Raw genomic sequence first — 18,119 nt, forward strand, 5'->3', positions numbered from 1 at the left:
AGGACCACATCATGCTGGAACTGCGCAAAGATATTTTCGCCGACGAGCGCGACGACAATCTCAAGGAGATTGGCAAGGGCACGCAGCGCCAGGACATGCTCGGCCATGTCACAGGCACATCGAGCTATTTCAACGACCACAAGCTCCAGGGGATGCTGCACCTGAAAGTCGTCCGCTCGATCCATTCGCATGCAAGGATCCGGCGGATCGACACCGCTGAGGCCGAGCGCTCAGCCGGCGTGCGCCGGATCATCCGCGGCTCCGACGTACCCCGCAACCTCAATACGCTCTTGAGCCTGATCAATTTCGGCAAGGACGACGAGCCCTCGCTCGCCGTCGACAAGGTCCGCTACAAGGGGGAGCCGATCCTGGCCATCGTCGCCGACAGCGAGCGCGAGGCCTTTGAGGCTATCTCGAAAGTCCGCATCGACTACGAGCCGTTGCCAACCGTGTTCGATGTCGAAGATGCGCTGAAGGCCGGCGCACCCGTCGTCAACGACACCTATCCGAAGAATGCCTTCATTTATCACGACACATATGATCACCAGAAACTCCGCTTCGGCGATGCCGATGCCGCACTCGCGACCGCCGATCACGTGCTCGAACAGCGCTACCAGATGTCGCCTATCGAGCACGCGCCGACTGAAACCAACGGGTCGATCGCGGCGCCCGACACCAACGGGCGCTATGTCGTCTATACGTCGACGCAGGCGCTGTTCTTTTCGGTCGACACCTGCGCCAAGATCCTCGATGTCCCCTCCAACACCTTTCATTTCATCGGCGGCACCGTCGGTGGCGGCTTTGGCGGCAAGGTGGACACGCTGACCGAACCGTTATGCATCCTGGGTGCGATGCTGACGGGACGTCCCGTGCGCTACGTGTTCGGACGCGAAGAAGAGATGCAATACGGCCCGCCGCGCGGCGCCGAGCGCATCTACATCAAGGATGGCGTGATGCGTGACGGCCGTGTCGTCGCGCGAAAGATCCGCGCGTATTTCGACAGCGGCGCATATACGCGGCTCTCGAGCTATGCAGCGGTGAAATGCGCGGCCCATCTACCAGGGCCCTACACCATCCCCAACGTCTATGGCGACGTCTACTGCGTCTTCACCAACCGTACGCCGGCAACCGCGATGCGCGGCTTCGGCGTCACCGCAATGGATTTTGCGATCGAGTGCCAGATGGACAAGCTCGCGAACCTCGTCGGCATGGATCCGATGGAGTTCCGCATTCTCAATGCCTATCGCGACGGTGACATGAAGGCGCATCGGCGCGAGGCCAAGAACACGGCGCTGATCGAGTGCGTCCAGGTCGCCGCGGAGAAAGCCAAATGGCCGATCCGCGACGAGTTCAAGCGCGCCTCCTCCCGCAAGGACGGCGGCGGCAGCCGCGCCGCCATTCCGCGGACGCCTGCCGAGACCCCGGCGAGGACGACCACCCCAGCGCAGCAGCGCACGAGCTATGATCGCCTGCCGACGGCCGCGTTGCGCGAACCGCCGCGCGAGCCCCCACCGCCCGCGCCCTTCCCGCCGCAGCCACCGCGACCGGCATCGCCCTCGCATGGGGCGGGCCGATTCTCATCCGTGTTCGGCACCAGGAGGCGTTGAGATGACCCGACATCGCGGACGCGGCATCGCATCGGTCAATTATCCCATCGGCATGAACCTCGGCGGCGATCCCAGCCAGGCCCTGGTTCACTCCAATCCGAGCGGTAAATTCACCGTGGCGCTATCCTCGATCGATCTCGGCCAAGGCATGAAGTCGGTCACGCGGCAGATCTGCGCAGAGACGCTCGGCGTACCCGTCGAGGACGTCTACGTCGACACCGCCGATTCCGACACCGGCCCGCATTGCATGGGCTCGTTCGCTTCGCGCGGCACCCATCGCGTCGGCAATGCCGTGATGGCGGCGGCGCGCGAGGCGCGCGGCGTGATGATGGAGGCCGCCGCCGAGGAACTCGAGGTCAACGCCGCCGATCTCGAAACCGACGGGCGTGGCAACATCCACGTCAAGGGCGCGCCGCACCGCTCGATCTCCACCAAAGACGTCGCCATCGCCGCGCAGTTCAAGCAAGGCAAGACCATCGCCGGCCGTGGCATCTTTCTCGTTCCTCTGTCCAATGTCGATCCCGAGACCGGCGAGATGTCGCCGGCGACCTGCTACGCCCATGCCTGTCTTGTCGCCGAGGTTGAGGTCGACGACGAGACCGGCGAGGTCACGATGATCCGCATGGACTCTGCCTACGAGCTCGGCCGCGCGCTCAACCCGCGCCTGGTCGAGCAACAGCTCGTTGGCGGCGCCTGGATGGGCGTCAGTCACGCGCTCTACGAGACGCCCGAACCCTATTATCCCGACCCTGTCCACGGCCCTCGCGACTTCGTCGAATATGTGATGCCCGGTCCTGGCGACATCTGCCCCCACGACATCGCCGTGTTGGAACGCCCCGCTCCCGATGGCCCCTTCGGCGCCAAGGGCCCCGGGGAAATGTGCGCAAATCCCGTATTGCCGGCCGTTGCGAATGCCATCTTCAACGCCGTCGGCGTCCGGATCGACGATCTGCCGATTACGCCGGAGAAGCTGCTGCGCGCGATCAAGGCCGAGGGCGGCGCGCGCCCTCAGGCGCGGCGCTGAGGTCTCGATGGCCGTCCGCAGCAACATCGTCGGCATCGACAGCCCCGAGGCACTGGAGAAGGCGCTTCGGGCCGCCTATTACCTCGCCGACGAGGGACTGGCGACCGCCGCCTATCTCGGGCTGGCACTAGGCAAGCCATTGCTGCTCGAGGGTGCGCCGGGCGTCGGGAAGACCGAGGCCGCCAAAGCCATTGCTGCCGTCCTCGGCCGCCGCCTGATCCGCCTGCAATGCTACGAAGGCATCGACGCGTCCGCCGCACTCTACGAATGGAACTATCCGCGCCAGATGCTCGCCATCCGCCAGGCCGGCGATGAGAGCATCGACATCTACGGCGAAACGTTTCTGATCGAGCGACCAATGCTGGCGACGCTGCGCGCGCCTGACTCAACAGTGCTGCTGATCGACGAAATCGACCGCGCCGACCAGGAGTTCGAAGCCTTCCTGCTCGAGTTTCTGTCCGACTTCCAGATCTCGATCCCAGAGCGCGGTACCGTGCGCGCCTCGGAACGGCCGGTTGTCGTCCTCACCTCAAACCGCACGCGGGATCTTCATGAAGCGTTGCGGAGGCGGTGCGTCTATCACTGGATCGACTATCCCTCGGCCGAGCGCGAAGCGCGCATCGTGATGATGCGGGCCTCCAGCGTCGCCGAGGGGACCGCGCGCGCCGTCGTCGCGGCCGTCGAGAAGCTGCGACGCGAGCCGCTCAGCAAGGCGCCCGGGATCGCCGAGGCGGTCGACTGGGCTGAGGCCGCCACGCTGCTGCACAAGGGCGGCGCGCGGTGGCCTGATGCCTTCAGGCGCTCGATCGGCGTTGCCCTGAAAGACGAGGAGGATCTGCACTTCATTTCGCCGCGCCTCGACGCTCTGCTGGCGGAGGCCTCTGCATGAGTACCGAATCCGAACTGCCGCGCGCTGCGCGTGTCTTCATCTCGTTCGTCGGGCTGTTGCGAACGAACAGGTTTGCCGTCGCGCCGGAACAGACGACATCGTTCCTGGCCGCGATCCAGTTGCTCGGCCCCCGCAGCCTGGAAGACATTCGGCAGGCAGCCCTCGCGACACTGGCCTCTCCCCCGGAGCGTCGCGCAACGTTCGACCGGCTGTTCGATCTGCACTTTCGCGGAAACGAGGCCATCGAGCACGTCGATGACGGTGAGGACGACGAGACAGTTCGGCTGCAAGAGGAGGCTCGTGGAAACGACGAGCCGCTGTTGTCGGACGAGGCCAACGAGTCCGGTCTCGCAGCTGCGCGCGCCGAAGCCCTGGCCGAGCGCCGCTTTGCGCAGCTCTCGACCACCGATGCGCTGCGCCGGCTTGCCCGCGAGGCGCCGAGGCGCCTGCCGAAGCGGCGCGGCCATCGCCGCATGCGGGCTCGCAGCGGGCCCTACGCGGATTTGCGCCGCACCCTACGCGACTCCGTTCGCAGCGACGGCGAAATTCTCCGGCTGGGACGTTTGAAGCGGCGGCAGCGTCCACGCAAGGTGTTGCTACTGATTGACGTCTCTGGCTCGATGAAGACCCGCACCGAAGAGAATATGAAGTTCGCGCACACCCTGGTGCAGGCGGCGCCCAACGTCGAGGTCTTCACCTTCGGCACGCGGCTGACCCGCATCACCCGGCCGTTGCGTCTCAAGCGGCGCGAGCAAGCGCTCAACGCCGCGGCCTATGCAGTCAGCGACTGGGACGGCGGCACCCGAATCGGCGACGCCCTGCAGGCCTTTCTCGCCGTGCCCCGCTTCGGCGGATACGCGCGCGGCGCCGCCGTGATCATCGTTTCCGACGGCCTTGAGCGGGGCGAACCCGATGCGTTGTGCGATGCGGTCGCGAAACTATCGCGCCGCGCGTGGCGCGTGAGCTGGCTGACGCCGCTCGCGTCTGGTCCCGGCTTTCGCCCGCAGACCGAAGCGCTGGTCGCGATCGAACGCTTCGTCGACGACCTCGTCGATGGTGGATCGAGCGCGTCGATCGTCGCGCATGTGCTGGCGCTGGGACAAAGGAGAGTTGCGTGACCGACATCGTCGATGGGCACCATCATATCTGGCGCCAGGCCGACTTGCCCTGGCTGGTGGGTCCGATGCAGCCGCGCATCTTCGGTCCGTACGAGCCGATCCGGCGCGATTACCCGATAGAGGAATATCTCCGCGACCTCGAAGGCAGCGGCGTCACCCGCTCGGTCTATGTCCAGACCAACTGGGCCCATGACCGCTACGAGGACGAGGCCGCCTGGGTGCAGCAGACGGCCGAGGAGCACGGCTGGCCGCATGCCATCGTGGCTTACGCCGATTTTTCAGTCGACGACGTGCGTCCACAACTCGATCGCCTGAAGCGCTATGCCCTCGTGCGCGGCGTCCGCATGCAACTTCATTGGCACGAGAACCCGCTTTATCGCTTTGCCGCGCGGCCGGATCTCTGCACCGATCCCGTGATCCAGCGCAACATCGCCCGGCTAGCGGACTATGGCTGGAGCTTTGACCTTCAGGTGTTCACGCCGCAGATGCCGGACGCCGCACACCTTGCGGAAGCCTGCCCGAAGGTGACCTTTATCCTGCAGCACGCTGGCATGCTGGAGGACCTTTCACCCTCAGGCCGCGCCGCGTGGCGCGCCGGGATGGCCCGCCTCACCGCATGCCCGAACGTCGTGTCGAAACTGTCGGGGCTCGGAACCTTCATCCACCGCAACGACCCCGCGCATATCGCATCCGTCCTGATCGATACGATCGCGATCTTCGGCGCCGAACGCTGCCTGTTCGGTTCGAATTTCCCAATCGAGAAATTGTGGACCAGTTACCGCGAGCTGATCGATGCCTTCCGTGCCGCCGCGGCGCCGCTGCGCGATGATCAGCGCGAAGCCATTTTCAGAACCACCGCCATACGCGTCTATCGGCTTTGAGCGCTGAGGAAACGAACAAAAACGGATACAGGGAGGGACGGAATGCCGCTGGAGATCAAGATCCTGGACTATGGCGATATCGAGCTGGAATCGAGTTTTCTGGTTCTCGGCCACGACTGCGGCCGGACCCGCCGTGTCCTCACACTCGGCTTCCTGATCCTCGGCGGCAAATATCCGGTCGTGGTAGATACGGGTTATCGCTCCAACCAGATCATGGAAACGCTGGGGATGCGCGGCCTGCAGTATCACGAGCACATGATCGAGAACCAGCTTGCGCGGCACGGCGTGCGGATGGGCGATGTGCGCTTCGTCTGCCACACCCATCTGCATATCGACCACGCCGGCAAGGACGATCTGTTTCCGATGAACACGACCGTCGTCCTCAACCGCCGCGAGCTCGAATATTCCGTGTCCGGCCTGATGCATCCGCAATATCCGGCGCCGGATATCAAGCATCTGATCGACCGTCTGCACACCAAGAGCGCGCTGCGCTTTCTCGACCTCGAGATCACAGGTCCGATCGAGTTGATGCCGGGCGTCTACTGCGACGCAGCGAATGCGCATACCGAGGGCTCGATGAACATCATCGTCGAAACCGCCGACGGCATCGCCACGATCTGCGGCGACGTGATCTATGATTTCAACGACCAGATCGTGACGCCCTTCAACGAGATCCACGACTGGGAGCCACGCACCACGGGCAACCACGGCACCACCAAGCGCGCCGAGAAGGCCGCCATCAAGAAGCTGCTCAGCAATTCGCGCTATCTGCTGCCGGTCCACGACCGTCCCGCCAAGATCGAGGGCGGCAACGTCGTCGGCAGGCTACACGACCAGGTGCCTGGGCCGATCGTGCAATCCCTGCCCCAGCGCAACTGGTTTCCGGCCTAGACGCCAGAGGATCGACCGATGACGCACGTCACCTTGCGTTCCGAATTCGAGACCCTGATCGACCCCTACGCGCCAGTCGCGCAGATCGGCACCGGTTTTGACTTCACGGAGGGACCGATCTGGCATCCGGTCGATCATTATCTGCTGTTCTCCGACATGCCGGGCGACGTACGCCGGCGCTGGGATGCGCGGCACGGCGTCGCCGAGGTCAAGCGTCCCTCGAACAAATGCAACGGCATGACCTATGACGCCGAGCTCAATTTGATCGTTTGCGAGCACGCGACATCGTCGCTGATCCGCGAGCGGCCGGACGGGCGGCGCGAGGTGCTGGCCTCCCACTTTGGGGGACAGGAGCTCAACAGCCCCAACGACGTCTGCCTGCACTCCTCCGGCGCGATCTATTTCTCGGATCCCTGGTATGGCCGCATGCCGGTCTATGGCGTCGAGCGGCCGAGGCAGCTCGGCTTCCAGGGCGTCTATCGCGTCGTGCCCGGCGCCGAGCCGAAGCTCGTCGTCGAGCGCAATCTGTTCGACCAGCCGAACGGGCTGTGCTTTTCGCCCGACGAGAAACTGCTCTATGTCAACGACACCGTGCAGGCACTGATCCGCGTATTCGACGTCAACGGCGACGGCTCGCTGTCGAGTGCGCGTGTGTTCGCGAGCGGCATCCGCTCCGAGCTCGAGCCCGGCTTGCCCGACGGCATGAAGTGCGACCAGCACGGCAACGTCTGGGTTACGGCACCCGGCGGGGTCTGGGTCTATTCGCCGCGGAGCGAGCTGCTCGGCAAGCTCCGCTTGCCCGAACTCGTCGCTAACCTTACCTGGGGCGGGCCGGATTTCCGCACGCTGTACCTGACTTCGACACACTCGGTCTATGCTATTCCCACCAAGGTCGGACCGCGCCACGAGCCCTATATGAGCGGCAAGCGAGGCGGCGGCACAGCAGCCGCCGGCTCTGCTTCCGCTGCACCCGTCCTCGCCGAGGGCGAGATGCAGCTCGACCCGCGACGCTGTGCCATGATCATCCAGGATCTCCAGAACGACGTCATCATGGACGGGGGCGCATTCGCCGATTCCGGCGCACCAGGTCACGCGAAGCAGCAGCACGTCGTCGAGAATGTCCGCCGCCTGGCTGAAACCGCCCGGGCGCGCGGCGTCGCCATCATTCATGTCTGGTTCGTCGTCGAGCCCGGCGCGCCCGGCGTGACGCTGAATGCGCCGCTGTTCGAGGGTCTCGTCGACAGTAAGGCGATGGTGCGCGGAAGCTGGGGGGCAGCACCGGTGTCAGGTCTCGAGCCGAGGCCCGGCGATTTCGTGGTCGAGAAGGTGCGAATGAGCGCCTGGGAAGGCACGAGGCTCGAAACGATCCTGAAAGCCACCGGCCGCGACATGATCATCAACACCGGCGCCTGGACCAACATGTCGGTCGAGCACACGGCGCGGACCGGTGCCGACAAGGGCTACTTCATGATCGTTCCTGAGGATTGCTGCTCGACCATGAATGCCGATTGGCACGCGGCCTCGATCAACTTCGCCATGCAGAACGTCGCCGTCGTAACCAAGGCCGATGCGGTCATCAAAGCGCTGGGATGAGCGGTGGCGAAGCTCCTGCACCTGTCCTGCTCGCCCCGCGACGACTCCTTGTCAAGCGCCGGCGCACGCGTTTTCCTCGACGGCTTTCGCCGAGCTCGGCCCGATTGGGACGTGGACGTCATGGATCTCTGGCGCGAGCGCCTGCCGGAGTTTTCAGGCCCCATTGTCGAAGCCAAATATGCACGGATGAAGGCGCAAGCCTTCAACGACACGCAGCGGGACAGCTTCGCGGAAGCCGAGCGGATGGCGGTGCGCTTAGCGCTCGCCGAGCGGGTGCTGATTTCGACGCCGATGTGGAACTTCAGCATTCCCTAAAAGCTCAAGCAATTCTTCGACGTCATCGTCCAGCCCGGGCTTAACTTTCGGTTCGACCCATCCCTTGGATACATCCCGTTGCTGAAAGACCGGCCGACCATCGTCATCATTGCCAGTGGCAGCGATTTCGCCACCGGAATGAACCGCGGGCGCATCGACATGGCAACGCCTTACCTGCGCGAAATTTTGCGTTTTGTCGGTATCAACAATGTCCGTTTCATTCCGATCGGGCCAACCACCGGACCGCAACAGCCCATTGAGGCGGCCCGCGAAAGAGCCCACCAACGTCTGGCCGTAATGGCCGCGAGCTTCTGATGCACCCCGCAGGCCATTCAAAGGTTACGGCAAATTGTCCCGCAGAAAAATGTCGATGCGGATGCGCTCCTGGTCGGGGCTGATGGGCTCACCCGAACAATGCGCGAGCAGGACTCGCGCTGCGGACCGGGCCTCGTGGCCGGGATCCTGGTTGATGATGGCATCGAGGGTGCCACGGACCAGGAAACGCCGCGTGTATTGAGTCAGCTCGTGGGCAATCCAGACCACCTCACGCGCCCGTCCCGAGGCCTCGAGCGCATCGGCGATGCCACGGTTCCCGGCGCCACAGCAGTATATGCCGCGCAGATCTGGCTGGCGCGCGAGCAGTGCCGCAGTGAGCTCCCGCGTCCGCTCGCTGTCGTCGCGACCCTCGATCACCGGCAGCGCGAGCAGGTTCGGATACTCGCTGGACAGGATTTGGTGGAAGCCGAACTGCCGCTCAGTGTGATCGCGCAGCGACAACGATCCTGCGATCACGGCAACCGTCCCCTCGCGACCAGTGAGGAACCGTCCCATCAGCGTTGCAGCGGTGCGGCCTGCCGCCGGGTTGTCGATGCCGACATAGTGCAGACGGCGCGAGCTCGGCGCGTCCGACACAAGGGTCACCACAGCGACCCCGCGCGCGGTGAGTTCGTCGATCGCGGCGCGCACCCTGGGATGATCGAGCGCGATGACGGCGACGCCCTGATAGGCAGGCGAGAGACTTTCCAGCGCGGCGGCGAGTACGTCCGGATCGAACACGTCAACACGGAGGATAGCAATGAAGCCGCGCTGGCCGGCGAGCCAGTCCGCGGTGCGCTGGACCTGCTCGGTTAGGTTGGTCATGAAGCTGTTGGTACCGGTCGGCAGCACGAAGGCAAAGCGGAACGTCTGCCCCCGTGCAAGCCGAGCGGCCGCGACGTCGGCTCGATAGCCGAGTTTTGCCACCGCGGCCTCGACCCGCGCCACGGTCTTGGCGCGCACGCCCTCGCGCCGGTTGACGACGCGATCGACCGTGGCGAGCGAAACACCCGCCGTGCGCGCGACGTCTTCAAGCGTAGCGCGAACCACCGACTGGGTCGCAACGGCTGTCATTCGCGCGCCGCCCACAACATGCCACGGGTCATCAACGTCCGGATCTCCGGTACGTCGAGCTCGTAAGCGCGGTGGCCGAGCGAGGAATAGAACACCCTGCCCGCGCCGTATCGCTTCTTCCAGACCACGGGCATCACCACGCCCTCGATCCAGGGCGCGTGCTCGCCGGTGAAGGTCGTCGTCGCCAACACCTCGTTGGCGGGGTCGACATGCATGTAGTATTGCTCGGAACGATGCTCGAAACTCTTCAGGCCCTTCATGATGGGATCATCCGGCTTCGTCAAGTCGACCTTGTAGTCGATGATGTTGCCGGGATGCGCAACCCACTGCCCGCCGCACAGGAACTGGTAATCGACGGAATCGCGGAATGCGTCGCCCATGCCGCCATGATGGCCGGCGAACCCAACGCCGCTACGGACCGCAGCGCAGAGATTGAGCGCTTCCGCCTTCTCGATTGTCGACATGGTATAGATCGGGATGATCAGCGACAGGTCGTGAATCGCGGGATCGGCGAACGCTGCGGTGGTGGTTTCGGTCCGCACCTCGAAGCCTTCCGCCTTCAGCCAACCACGGATCATCGAAGCACAGAGATCGGGATCGTGCCCTGGCCAACCGCCCCATACAATCATTGCCTTGCGCATGTTTCTGTCCTTAGTCGATCTGTCCGGTTTCACGCCCGGCCGGCAGCATCGCCGGCCGCTCGACGCAGCTCTCGATCTTAACGCGTCGCCCTTCGTCGGCAGAGGTCTGGAACGCTTCCATCACCTCCAGCACGTGGAACGCGAGCGCGCCGCTGGCACGATGCGGCCGGTTGTTCAGGATCGCGGAGGCCATGTCCGCGACGCCAATGGAACGGAACTCGCCATCGACATGACCGTGGGTCAGCGGCACCGGCTCCCAGTCGCCGCCGGTCTTGGCGACTTGTACTTCGCCGCCGAAGCGGTTCGGGTCGGGCACGAGCATGCTGCCCTTGTCGCCATAGATCTCGATTGGCGCGTGCCGGTGCTTGGGGACATCAAAGCTCATCGCGATCGAGACGACCGCCCCGCTCTCGAATTCGAGCGTGCCGGCGACATGGGTCGCAACTTCGACCGGAATCAACGTCCCGTTCATCGGCTGGCTGGCGACCAGCCGCTCGGATTTCGGACGCGCGGTCGAGCCCATCACGCTCGCCACGGGGCCGAGCAGCTGCACGAGATCGGTGATGTAGTACGGACCCATGTCAAGCATAGGCCCGCCGCCGCGCAAATAGTAGAAACCCGGCGCCGGATGCCAACGCTCGTGGCCGGGGCAGCCGAAGAACGCGCTACCGGCCACGGGCGTGCCTATCGCGCCATCGTCGATCAGCTTGCGCGCGGTCTGATGCCCACCGCCAAGGAACGTATCGGGCGCGCAGCCGACGCGAAGGCTCTTCTGCGCGGCGAGGTCCATCACCTTGCGGGCTTCCGTGACGTTGATGCCGAGCGGCTTCTCGGAATGAACGTGCTTGCCGGCGTTCAGCACCGCGAGGCTGACGTCAGTGTGGGCGAGTGGCACAGTGAGATTGATGACGATCTCGACGTCGTCTCGCTTGAGCAGCTGATCAACCCGCATTGCCGGCAGCCCGAAGGCGGCGCCCTGCCGCTCTGCCGCATCGCTGCGCATGTCGGCGAGCGCCTTGATTTCCATGACTGCGAAGCGCTGGGCCGCCTTCAGATAAGCGGTGCTGATATTGCCGCAGCCGATGATGCCGATGCCTACTTTTCTCATTGTGATCTCCGTGAGGTACCGTTCATCCCTTGACCGCACCGGCGGTGAGGCCTGCGACGATGTGTTTCTGCGCCAGAAGAAATAAAATGATCGTCGGCAGGATGGTAAGCGTGATGAAGGCCAGGATCAGATGCCACTCGGACGAATACTCGCCCTGATAAACCATGATGCCGAGCGGCCAGGGATAGAACGCGTCGGTGTTGAGCATCACCAGCGGCAGCAGATAGGCGTTCCAGCTGTTGACGAAGGTGATGGTACCGACGGTCGCCAGGATCGGCCGCGATAACGGCAACGTTACATAGCGGAAGAATTTGATATAGCTGCAGCCGTCGACCAGCGCGGCCTCCAGCAGTTCGTAGGGGATGTCCTTGAAGAAACGCCGCAGCAGCAGCACGCTCATCGCAAGACTGAAGGCCGCCTGCGGCAGGGCTACCCCGAGATATGTATCGAGCAACCCGAGGTCGCGCACCTTGATGAAGAGCGGCAGCACCGCCGTCGCGGCCGGAAACAGCAGGCCCAGCGTCAGGTAGCTCAGCAGCATCGAGCTGCCGTAGAACCTGATATGGGCGAAGGTGAACGCCGCCATTGAGGCGACGATCAGGGTCAGTGCCACCGTGAGGGTCGAGATGATCAGCGAGTTGCGCAAGAGCTGCCAGTAGCGTGCAGAGAACAGGATGTCAGCATAGTTCTGCCACTCCCAGTGACGTGGCAGGCCGAACGGATTGACGCGCAGTTCGCCGAGCGATTTGAAGCCACCGAACAAGGTCGCAAGCAGCGGTACCATTACGATGATGGCAATGACGGCCAGGAACACCAGCTTGAACAGCATTGAGAGCTCGAACGGCGCATGGAAGGTCCTGGCGTTACTCATCGCGCATGAACCATCGCTTGTACGTGAAAGCAAAGGTCACGCAGATCGCAAACAGGATGACCCCGATGGCGCTGCCGTAGCCGACCCGCATGCGCGAGATGCCGTTGTTGTAGAGAAAGCTCACCATCGTGTTCGAGGAGTCCGCTGGCCCGCCGCGCGTCAGGGGCATAACGAGGTCGAACAGCTGCAGCGAACCGACGATAGCGAAGAACACGGAGAGCCTTATCGTCGGATAGAGCAACGGGATGACCACATGTCGCAGGGCTTGCGATCGGGTCGCGCCGTCGATACGCGCCGCGTCGACCAGGCTCTTGTCGAGGCCCTGGAGCGCTGCGATGAACAGCATCATGTGGAAGCCAAAGTACTTCCAGACGATCACGATCAGCACCGCCAGCATGGCCGTATCGGTCGAGGCAAGCAGATGCGGAGGCTCGGCGCCGAAGCTACGCCAGATCGAAGCCACAAGGCCATAGTCGCCATCATAGACGAAGCTGAAGATCAGCCCGGTCGCGATCTCCGCCAGGATATAGGGCATGAAGAACAGCATGCGCAGCGCCACTGCCCCGCGAAAGCGCTCGGCGAGCATCAAGGCCAGCGTGAGCGCAAGCGGCAGCTGGATGGAGAGCGAAACAGCGATGATCAGCCCGTTGTTGCGCAGCGCGAGCCAGAAGGCGCGGGTCTCGAGCACGAAGCGGTAATTGTCCAAGCCACTCCAGTTGGTCGGCCTGCCGAACCCGTTCCAGTTGAACCCCGAATACCAGGCCGCTTCGCCGATCGGCAGCACAACGAACAACGTGAACAATAGCAGCGCCGGCGGCAGGAACAGGATGAGCACCGTCAGCCTGCCGTCCCAACTCGGGCCACGGACCGTGACCTTGGGCACTATCTCGCCAGCAGCGCCGATCGCCGACACGCTCGCGGTCCGCCGCGCCACCGTCAGTTGCCCTGCTTCCACGCCGTTTCGATCGCCTTGGCAGCCTCTTGCGGGCTCATGCTGCCGCCGGCGATCTCGGCCGTGACGTCGTTGACGACGCGGCCGACCGACGGACCCAGGCTCTGGTCATAAAAGTTCTGGTGGTAGTTCGACTTCGCCAGATTGGCGGCGATCAGCTTCATGAAGCTGTTGTTCAGCCCTGCGTCCGCGCCCTGCACCACTGGGATGATGAAGTTGCCGGCGGCAAGCCGCGTCTGCACCTCTTTGGAGACGAAGTATTTCAGGAAATCGACAGCCTCCTTCGGCGAGCCTTTCGTAATCAGCCAACCGGTGATGCCGCCGAGCGTATCGGTGGGCGCACCCTTGCCGCCAGTCACGACCGGGAAGTCGAACCAGCACATCTTGTCCTCGGTCAATCCGACCTTGTCGGCGGCGAGAGCGCGCTGCAGATGATAGACCGTGCTGATCGCCAGCGTCATCGCCGCCTTGCCATCGCCGAAATAGCCGACCGCCTGCGGATTCTTGAAACCCAGGAAGCCATTCTGGAACGGCTGGAGATCCACGAGCTGCTTGAACAGCTCGCCGGATTTCTGGAAGGTTTCCCCGGCAAAGCCGCCGTTCTCGCCGCGCAGCGCCGCATCGAACGCCGCCTTGCCGCCGATGCGCACCGCAAGATGCGTCCAGTAGAAGTGCAGCGGCCATTTGTCGGCGCCGCCGACCACGATCGGGGTCACGCCGGCGGATTTCAACGCCTTCACGGCAGCAAGCAGATCGTCCCAGCTCTTGATCCCGGCAGGATCGACCTTCCCCTTAGCCATCAGCTCCTTGTTGCAGAGGAAGCCGACCTGCGAGAGCGCTGTGGGCAGACCATAAACCCGGCCGTTGCTGGTGAAGGCGGCGAGTGCCGCGGGTGTGAGATTGTCGCTGTAGCCCTTCACAGAATCGGTGATGTCGTCGAGCACGCCGGCCTCGATCTGCGTCTTCAGGACACCGCCGGCCCAACTGTAGATGATATTGGGCCGGTCTTTGGATTGCAGGATGGTCGGCAGCTTGGCCTTGTAGGCCTCGTTCTCGAGGAACTGCATCTCGACCTTGACGCCCGGGTGCGACCCCTCATAGGCACGCGCGACCTCCTCCCAGATTTTGACCTGGGCCGGATTGGCCTCGATGTGCAGCCATTTCACCGTCGTATCGGCCGCAGCGAGTTTCGCTCCGAACAGGCATGCGACAACGGCCAGTCCCAGTTTCCCGAGCAGTCTCATCACATTCCTCCCAACGGCTCTTATTCTTGGTGCAATCCTGCCTTCGATTTTTGAGGTACGCAACTGAAATTCTGATCTATGCACCTCACGAAGGAGATCGCTAAGGTGCGCGGGAGAGTCGGGCGGCGCGTCGCGCTGCCCCAACGCAAATCGAGGGATATCCATGGCTGCCGTTTATTCCGACCTCGCCGGCAAGGTCGTTCTCGTCACCGGGGGCGCATCTGGAATTGGCGCTGCGATCGTGCGGCGCTTCGCCCAGCAGAAATCCAATGTCGTGTTCTTCGACATCAAAGTCGACGAGGGCCAATCCCTGGCACGCGAGCTGTCGGATCAAGGTCTTGGCGCGCGTTTCATGCGTGTCGACTTGACCGATATCGCCGCGTTACGTGCCAGCGTTGCGGAGGCGCGCAACATGCACGGCGCGATCAACATCCTCGTCAACAACGCCGCGCATGACGAGCGGCACAGCACCGAGGAAATGACACCGGAATATTGGGACAACCGTATCGCGGTCAACTTGAAGCACCAGTTCTTTGCTGCGCAGGCCGTGTTGCCGGACATGAAGGCGGCGAACGCCGGCGCCATCGTCAATTTCGGCTCGGTGTCGTGGATCGCCGGACAGGGCGGCATGGCCGCCTACACCGCCAGCAAATCAGGCGTGATCGGTCTCACGCGCTCTCTGGCGCGCGATTACGGCGCCTACAACATCCGCGTGAACGCAATCGCGCCGGGATGGATCATGACCGAGCGCCAGCTCGATAAATGGATGACGCCACAGGGCGAAGTCGAGCTGATGCAACGACAATGCCTGAAGCGTAAGCTCGTGCCGGATGAGGTCGCGAAGTTCACCATCTTCCTCGCTTCCGACGAGGCCTCCGCCTGCACAGCTCAGCACTACATCGTCGATGGCGGCTGGGTCTGAGGCGGACCAAACCCAGATCGTGCAATCGCTGGCGAACGGCTCGAACCTCGTCAACCAAGCTCCTGCCGAACCTTGGCCGCCGCATCGCACATCGCTTTCAATTTCCCAAACGCGACGGCGCGCGGCATGTATTTCATGCCGCAATCGGGCGCCGGAACGAGACGATCGGGCGACACATATTTCAGGCCGTTGCGAATGCGGTCGGCGACCGTGTCGACGCTCTCAATCTGGGGGTCCGCGAGGTCGAGCACACCAAGCATGATTTTCTTTGAGGAGAGGTCCTTCAGAACGCCGAGGTCGAGCTTTGGCTGCGCAGCCTCGATCGAGATCTGGTCGGCAGTCGTATCGTCGAGCTCGGCGAGGAACGAATAGCCGGCCGGCTTGTTCGAGCCTGGCACGACCGCCGCATAGCCGAAACAGAGATGCACGACGGTCGGCACCGTGATGCCCTTCAGCGCGCGGTTGATTGCCTTGACGGCGTAGCGCTTGGCAGAATCCGGATTGTTCCGCACCCAGGGCTCGTCCAGCTGGATCACGTCTGCGCCTGCTCTTTGCAGATCGAGCGCCTCGGCATTGACGGCCTCCGCCAAGGCCATCGCGAGCTCTTCGTCGTCCTTGTAGAACTCGTTCTTGGCCTGCTGGCTCATGGTGAACGGACCCGGCAGGGTGATCTTCGCTGCACGATCGGTATTCCTGCGCAGGAACTGCATGTCATGCAGCTCGACCGGTCCCTTGCGTTTCACCGGGCCGACGACGCGCGGCACCGCGGTCTGGGTGTTACCGGTGCGCGCAACGATCATCGCGGGATTGTCTCCGTCGATCCCGTCGAGCGCCGTGGCGAAGCGGTTGGAGTAGCTCTCGCGACGGATTTCGCCATCGGTCACGATATCGATGCCGGCGCGCTCCATGTCGCGGATCGCGACGATCGTCGCATCGTCCTGGGCCTCCTCCAGATGTTCCGCTGGCAGCCGCCACATGTCGTGCAGGCGGGTGCGCGGCACCACCTTCGACAGCATGGCGCGATTCACCAGCCATTCCGGTTGCGGATAACTTCCGACCACCGTGGTCGGGAGGATATGCGTTGGCATCGGCATGAGGGTCTCCTTCTTGTTGTTGTCGAGCGCAGCCAATCAGGCTGCGCGCGTCGCCTTAGCCGGCTCTTCGTCCTTGACGGGATTGCGGAGAATCCCGATCCCGGAAATCTCGATCTCCACGATGTCGCCGCCCTTCATCCACAGCGGCGGATTGCGATAAGCGCCGACGCCGCCGGTCGTGCCTGTGACGATGACGTCGCCTGGCGCGAGCTCGGTGAAGGTCGAGCAATAAGCAATCAGCGCCGGCACGTCGAAGACGAGATCGGAGATCGGGGCCTTCTGTACCTCGACGCCGTTGAGCCGGGTAATCAAGATCTGTTTGCTGACGTCGGTCAACTCGTCGGTCGTGACCATCCATGGCCCAAAGCCGCCTGTGCCGGCGAAATTCTTGCCAGGCGCGAATTGCGAGGTGTGGCGCTGCCAGTCGCGGATGCTACCGTCATTGTAGCAGGCATAACCGGCGACATGGCTCAACGCGGCTTCGCGCGAGATGCGGCGGCCGGCCTTGCCGATGACAACCGCCATCTCGCCCTCATAGTCGAAGCGCTCGGATTCGAGCGGCCGGATCATCGGCCGGCCATGTCCGACCTGGCTGTTGGCGAAGCGGGTGAAGATCATCGGGTGTGGCGGAGTGGGATGGCCGCTTTCGGCCAGATGGGTGGCGTAATTGACGCCGATGCAGAAGATCTTGTCGGGATCAGGGACCGTCGGCAGCAGCGTGACGTCCTGCAGCGCGTAGTCGGGCTTCTCGCCCGCAAGCTTTTTCAGTTCGTCGAGCGATCCCTTGGCAAGCAGCGTCTTCAGCGTCGGACAGGTCTTGAGACGCTTGCCCGCATCGATGACGCCGTTGTCGGTGACAATGCCAAAGCTCGCTGTGCCGGCGATCGTGAAACTTGCGATTTTCATCAGTCAAACGCTCTCTTCGATGGAGGAAACATAGTCGTTGATCGGAAGTGCTATCGCGCCGTTGCGGATCGGAACGCATTGCGGCGGGAAATCCTGGCGGAAGCGGGCACCGGCCGCCTCGGCGCGGTCGAGGAACCGCTCAAGATGGTCCATCGCCCCGGTTGGAAGATCGTGCAGAACCATCAGCGTCCAGGGCTGCCGGCTGCACTGGACAATGGCGCGCTCGGTCCAGCCGTCGGGATCGTCCCAGTCGCGGGGGATCGCGTTCCAGAGCACGCAGCTGTGCTTGTGGCGGGTGAGATAGTCGACGACGCATGGCTTCAGCAGCCGCGTATCGAGATTGCCGCCGCCACCGAACGGCCGGAACCAGCGCTGTGGATGGACGAGATCACCGATCGCGGCCTGTGTGCGGCCAATTTCGCTCTTCGCTGTATCGCGATCCGGCTGCTCACCGAGCGGGACGCTGTGGGTGAAGGTGTGATTGCCGATCCAGTGTCCCTCCCCGTGCGCGCGCATCGCAAGGCCATGCCGCGCGGGATCGGCGAGCTTCTCGCCGATGACGAAGAACGTGGTCTTGATGCCGCGCTCGCCCAGGATGTCGAGCACGCGCGGCGTCACGTCGGGATCGGGGCCGTTGTCGAATGTCAGGGTCAGATCGAACACGCGAAATTTCC

Annotated in this window: 17 protein-coding genes and 1 pseudogene; 9 read left to right on the plus strand and 9 right to left on the minus strand. The window is 63.6% G+C overall.

Annotation, left to right across the window (positions count from 1 at the left end; genetic code table 11):
* The first annotated feature begins 11 nt into the window (after positions 1-11).
* The 8 genes and pseudogenes from IVB40_RS23420 (at position 12) to IVB40_RS23455 (ending at position 8,633) form a co-directional block, all read left to right on the plus strand.
* Positions 12-1,607, plus strand: a complete 1,596-nt coding sequence (locus IVB40_RS23420; protein WP_247816461.1) for a molybdopterin cofactor-binding domain-containing protein — start codon at positions 12-14, stop codon at positions 1,605-1,607.
* Position 1,608: 1 nt separating this feature from the next.
* Complete coding sequence (locus tag IVB40_RS23425; RefSeq protein WP_247816462.1) at positions 1,609-2,631, plus strand: molybdopterin cofactor-binding domain-containing protein; 1,023 nt, start codon at positions 1,609-1,611, stop codon at positions 2,629-2,631.
* 7 nt (positions 2,632-2,638) lie between these two features.
* Complete coding sequence (locus IVB40_RS23430; RefSeq protein ID WP_027569309.1) at positions 2,639-3,520, plus strand: MoxR family ATPase; 882 nt, start codon at positions 2,639-2,641, stop codon at positions 3,518-3,520.
* Entirely contained in the window at positions 3,517-4,638 is a 1,122-nt protein-coding gene (locus IVB40_RS23435; RefSeq protein WP_247816463.1) for a VWA domain-containing protein, read from the plus strand. Before IVB40_RS23430 ends, IVB40_RS23435 begins: the two co-directional genes overlap by 4 nt.
* Entirely contained in the window at positions 4,635-5,519 is an 885-nt protein-coding gene (locus IVB40_RS23440) for an amidohydrolase family protein (protein ID WP_027569307.1), read from the plus strand. The genes IVB40_RS23435 and IVB40_RS23440 overlap by 4 nt, the downstream gene beginning before the upstream one ends.
* Positions 5,520-5,561: 42 nt before the next feature.
* Complete coding sequence (locus IVB40_RS23445; RefSeq protein ID WP_027569306.1) at positions 5,562-6,410, plus strand: MBL fold metallo-hydrolase; 849 nt, start codon at positions 5,562-5,564, stop codon at positions 6,408-6,410.
* Positions 6,411-6,428: 18 nt separating this feature from the next.
* A complete protein-coding gene (locus IVB40_RS23450) occupies positions 6,429-8,003 on the plus strand; it encodes an isochorismatase family protein (protein ID WP_247816464.1) in 1,575 nt (524 codons plus the stop codon).
* A 3-nt stretch (positions 8,004-8,006) separates the two neighbouring features.
* Positions 8,007-8,633: pseudogene (locus IVB40_RS23455) on the plus strand (NAD(P)H-dependent oxidoreductase).
* 24 nt (positions 8,634-8,657) lie between these two features.
* On the opposite strand, the gene IVB40_RS23460 reads toward IVB40_RS23455, so the two are convergent.
* From IVB40_RS23460 to IVB40_RS23485, 6 genes are read right to left on the minus strand one after another with little or no spacing between them, the layout of a single operon-like run.
* Positions 8,658-9,707 (minus strand): LacI family DNA-binding transcriptional regulator, encoded by a 1,050-nt coding sequence (locus IVB40_RS23460; protein WP_247816465.1) that lies wholly within the window; start codon positions 9,705-9,707, stop codon positions 8,658-8,660.
* A complete protein-coding gene (locus IVB40_RS23465) occupies positions 9,704-10,348 on the minus strand; it encodes a ThuA domain-containing protein (protein ID WP_247282335.1) in 645 nt (214 codons plus the stop codon). Before IVB40_RS23465 ends, IVB40_RS23460 begins: the two co-directional genes overlap by 4 nt.
* Positions 10,349-10,358: 10 nt before the next feature.
* Entirely contained in the window at positions 10,359-11,456 is a 1,098-nt protein-coding gene (locus IVB40_RS23470; protein WP_247816466.1) for a Gfo/Idh/MocA family oxidoreductase, read from the minus strand.
* Positions 11,457-11,478: 22 nt separating this feature from the next.
* Positions 11,479-12,327, minus strand: a complete 849-nt coding sequence (locus tag IVB40_RS23475; RefSeq protein ID WP_247816467.1) for a carbohydrate ABC transporter permease — start codon at positions 12,325-12,327, stop codon at positions 11,479-11,481.
* Positions 12,320-13,240: a sugar ABC transporter permease gene (locus tag IVB40_RS23480; RefSeq protein WP_247819584.1), complete on the minus strand. Its 921-nt coding sequence runs from the start codon at positions 13,238-13,240 to the stop codon at positions 12,320-12,322. Before IVB40_RS23480 ends, IVB40_RS23475 begins: the two co-directional genes overlap by 8 nt.
* A 23-nt stretch (positions 13,241-13,263) precedes the next feature.
* Complete coding sequence (locus tag IVB40_RS23485; protein ID WP_247407912.1) at positions 13,264-14,523, minus strand: extracellular solute-binding protein; 1,260 nt, start codon at positions 14,521-14,523, stop codon at positions 13,264-13,266.
* Between the two features lie 163 nt (positions 14,524-14,686).
* Between IVB40_RS23485 and IVB40_RS23490 the strand changes: the two genes are divergently transcribed.
* Entirely contained in the window at positions 14,687-15,445 is a 759-nt protein-coding gene (locus IVB40_RS23490; protein ID WP_247816468.1) for an SDR family NAD(P)-dependent oxidoreductase, read from the plus strand.
* Positions 15,446-15,495: 50 nt separating this feature from the next.
* Here the strand turns inward: IVB40_RS23490 and IVB40_RS23495 are convergent, their stop codons facing one another.
* Genes IVB40_RS23495 through IVB40_RS23505 form a run of 3 tightly spaced genes read right to left on the minus strand, consistent with a single transcriptional unit; the run spans position 15,496 to position 18,108 of the window.
* Positions 15,496-16,539 (minus strand): 5-methyltetrahydropteroyltriglutamate--homocysteine methyltransferase, encoded by a 1,044-nt coding sequence (locus IVB40_RS23495; protein ID WP_247282330.1) that lies wholly within the window; start codon positions 16,537-16,539, stop codon positions 15,496-15,498.
* Positions 16,540-16,575: 36 nt separating this feature from the next.
* A complete protein-coding gene (locus tag IVB40_RS23500; RefSeq protein ID WP_247467899.1) occupies positions 16,576-17,445 on the minus strand; it encodes a fumarylacetoacetate hydrolase family protein in 870 nt (289 codons plus the stop codon).
* Positions 17,446-17,448: 3 nt separating this feature from the next.
* Complete coding sequence (locus IVB40_RS23505) at positions 17,449-18,108, minus strand: polysaccharide deacetylase family protein (RefSeq protein ID WP_247816469.1); 660 nt, start codon at positions 18,106-18,108, stop codon at positions 17,449-17,451.
* Between the last annotated feature and the right edge of the window lie 11 nt (positions 18,109-18,119).

It is taken from the genome of Bradyrhizobium sp. 40 (assembly GCF_023100925.1).
Classification (GTDB): Bacteria; Pseudomonadota; Alphaproteobacteria; order Rhizobiales; family Xanthobacteraceae; genus Bradyrhizobium.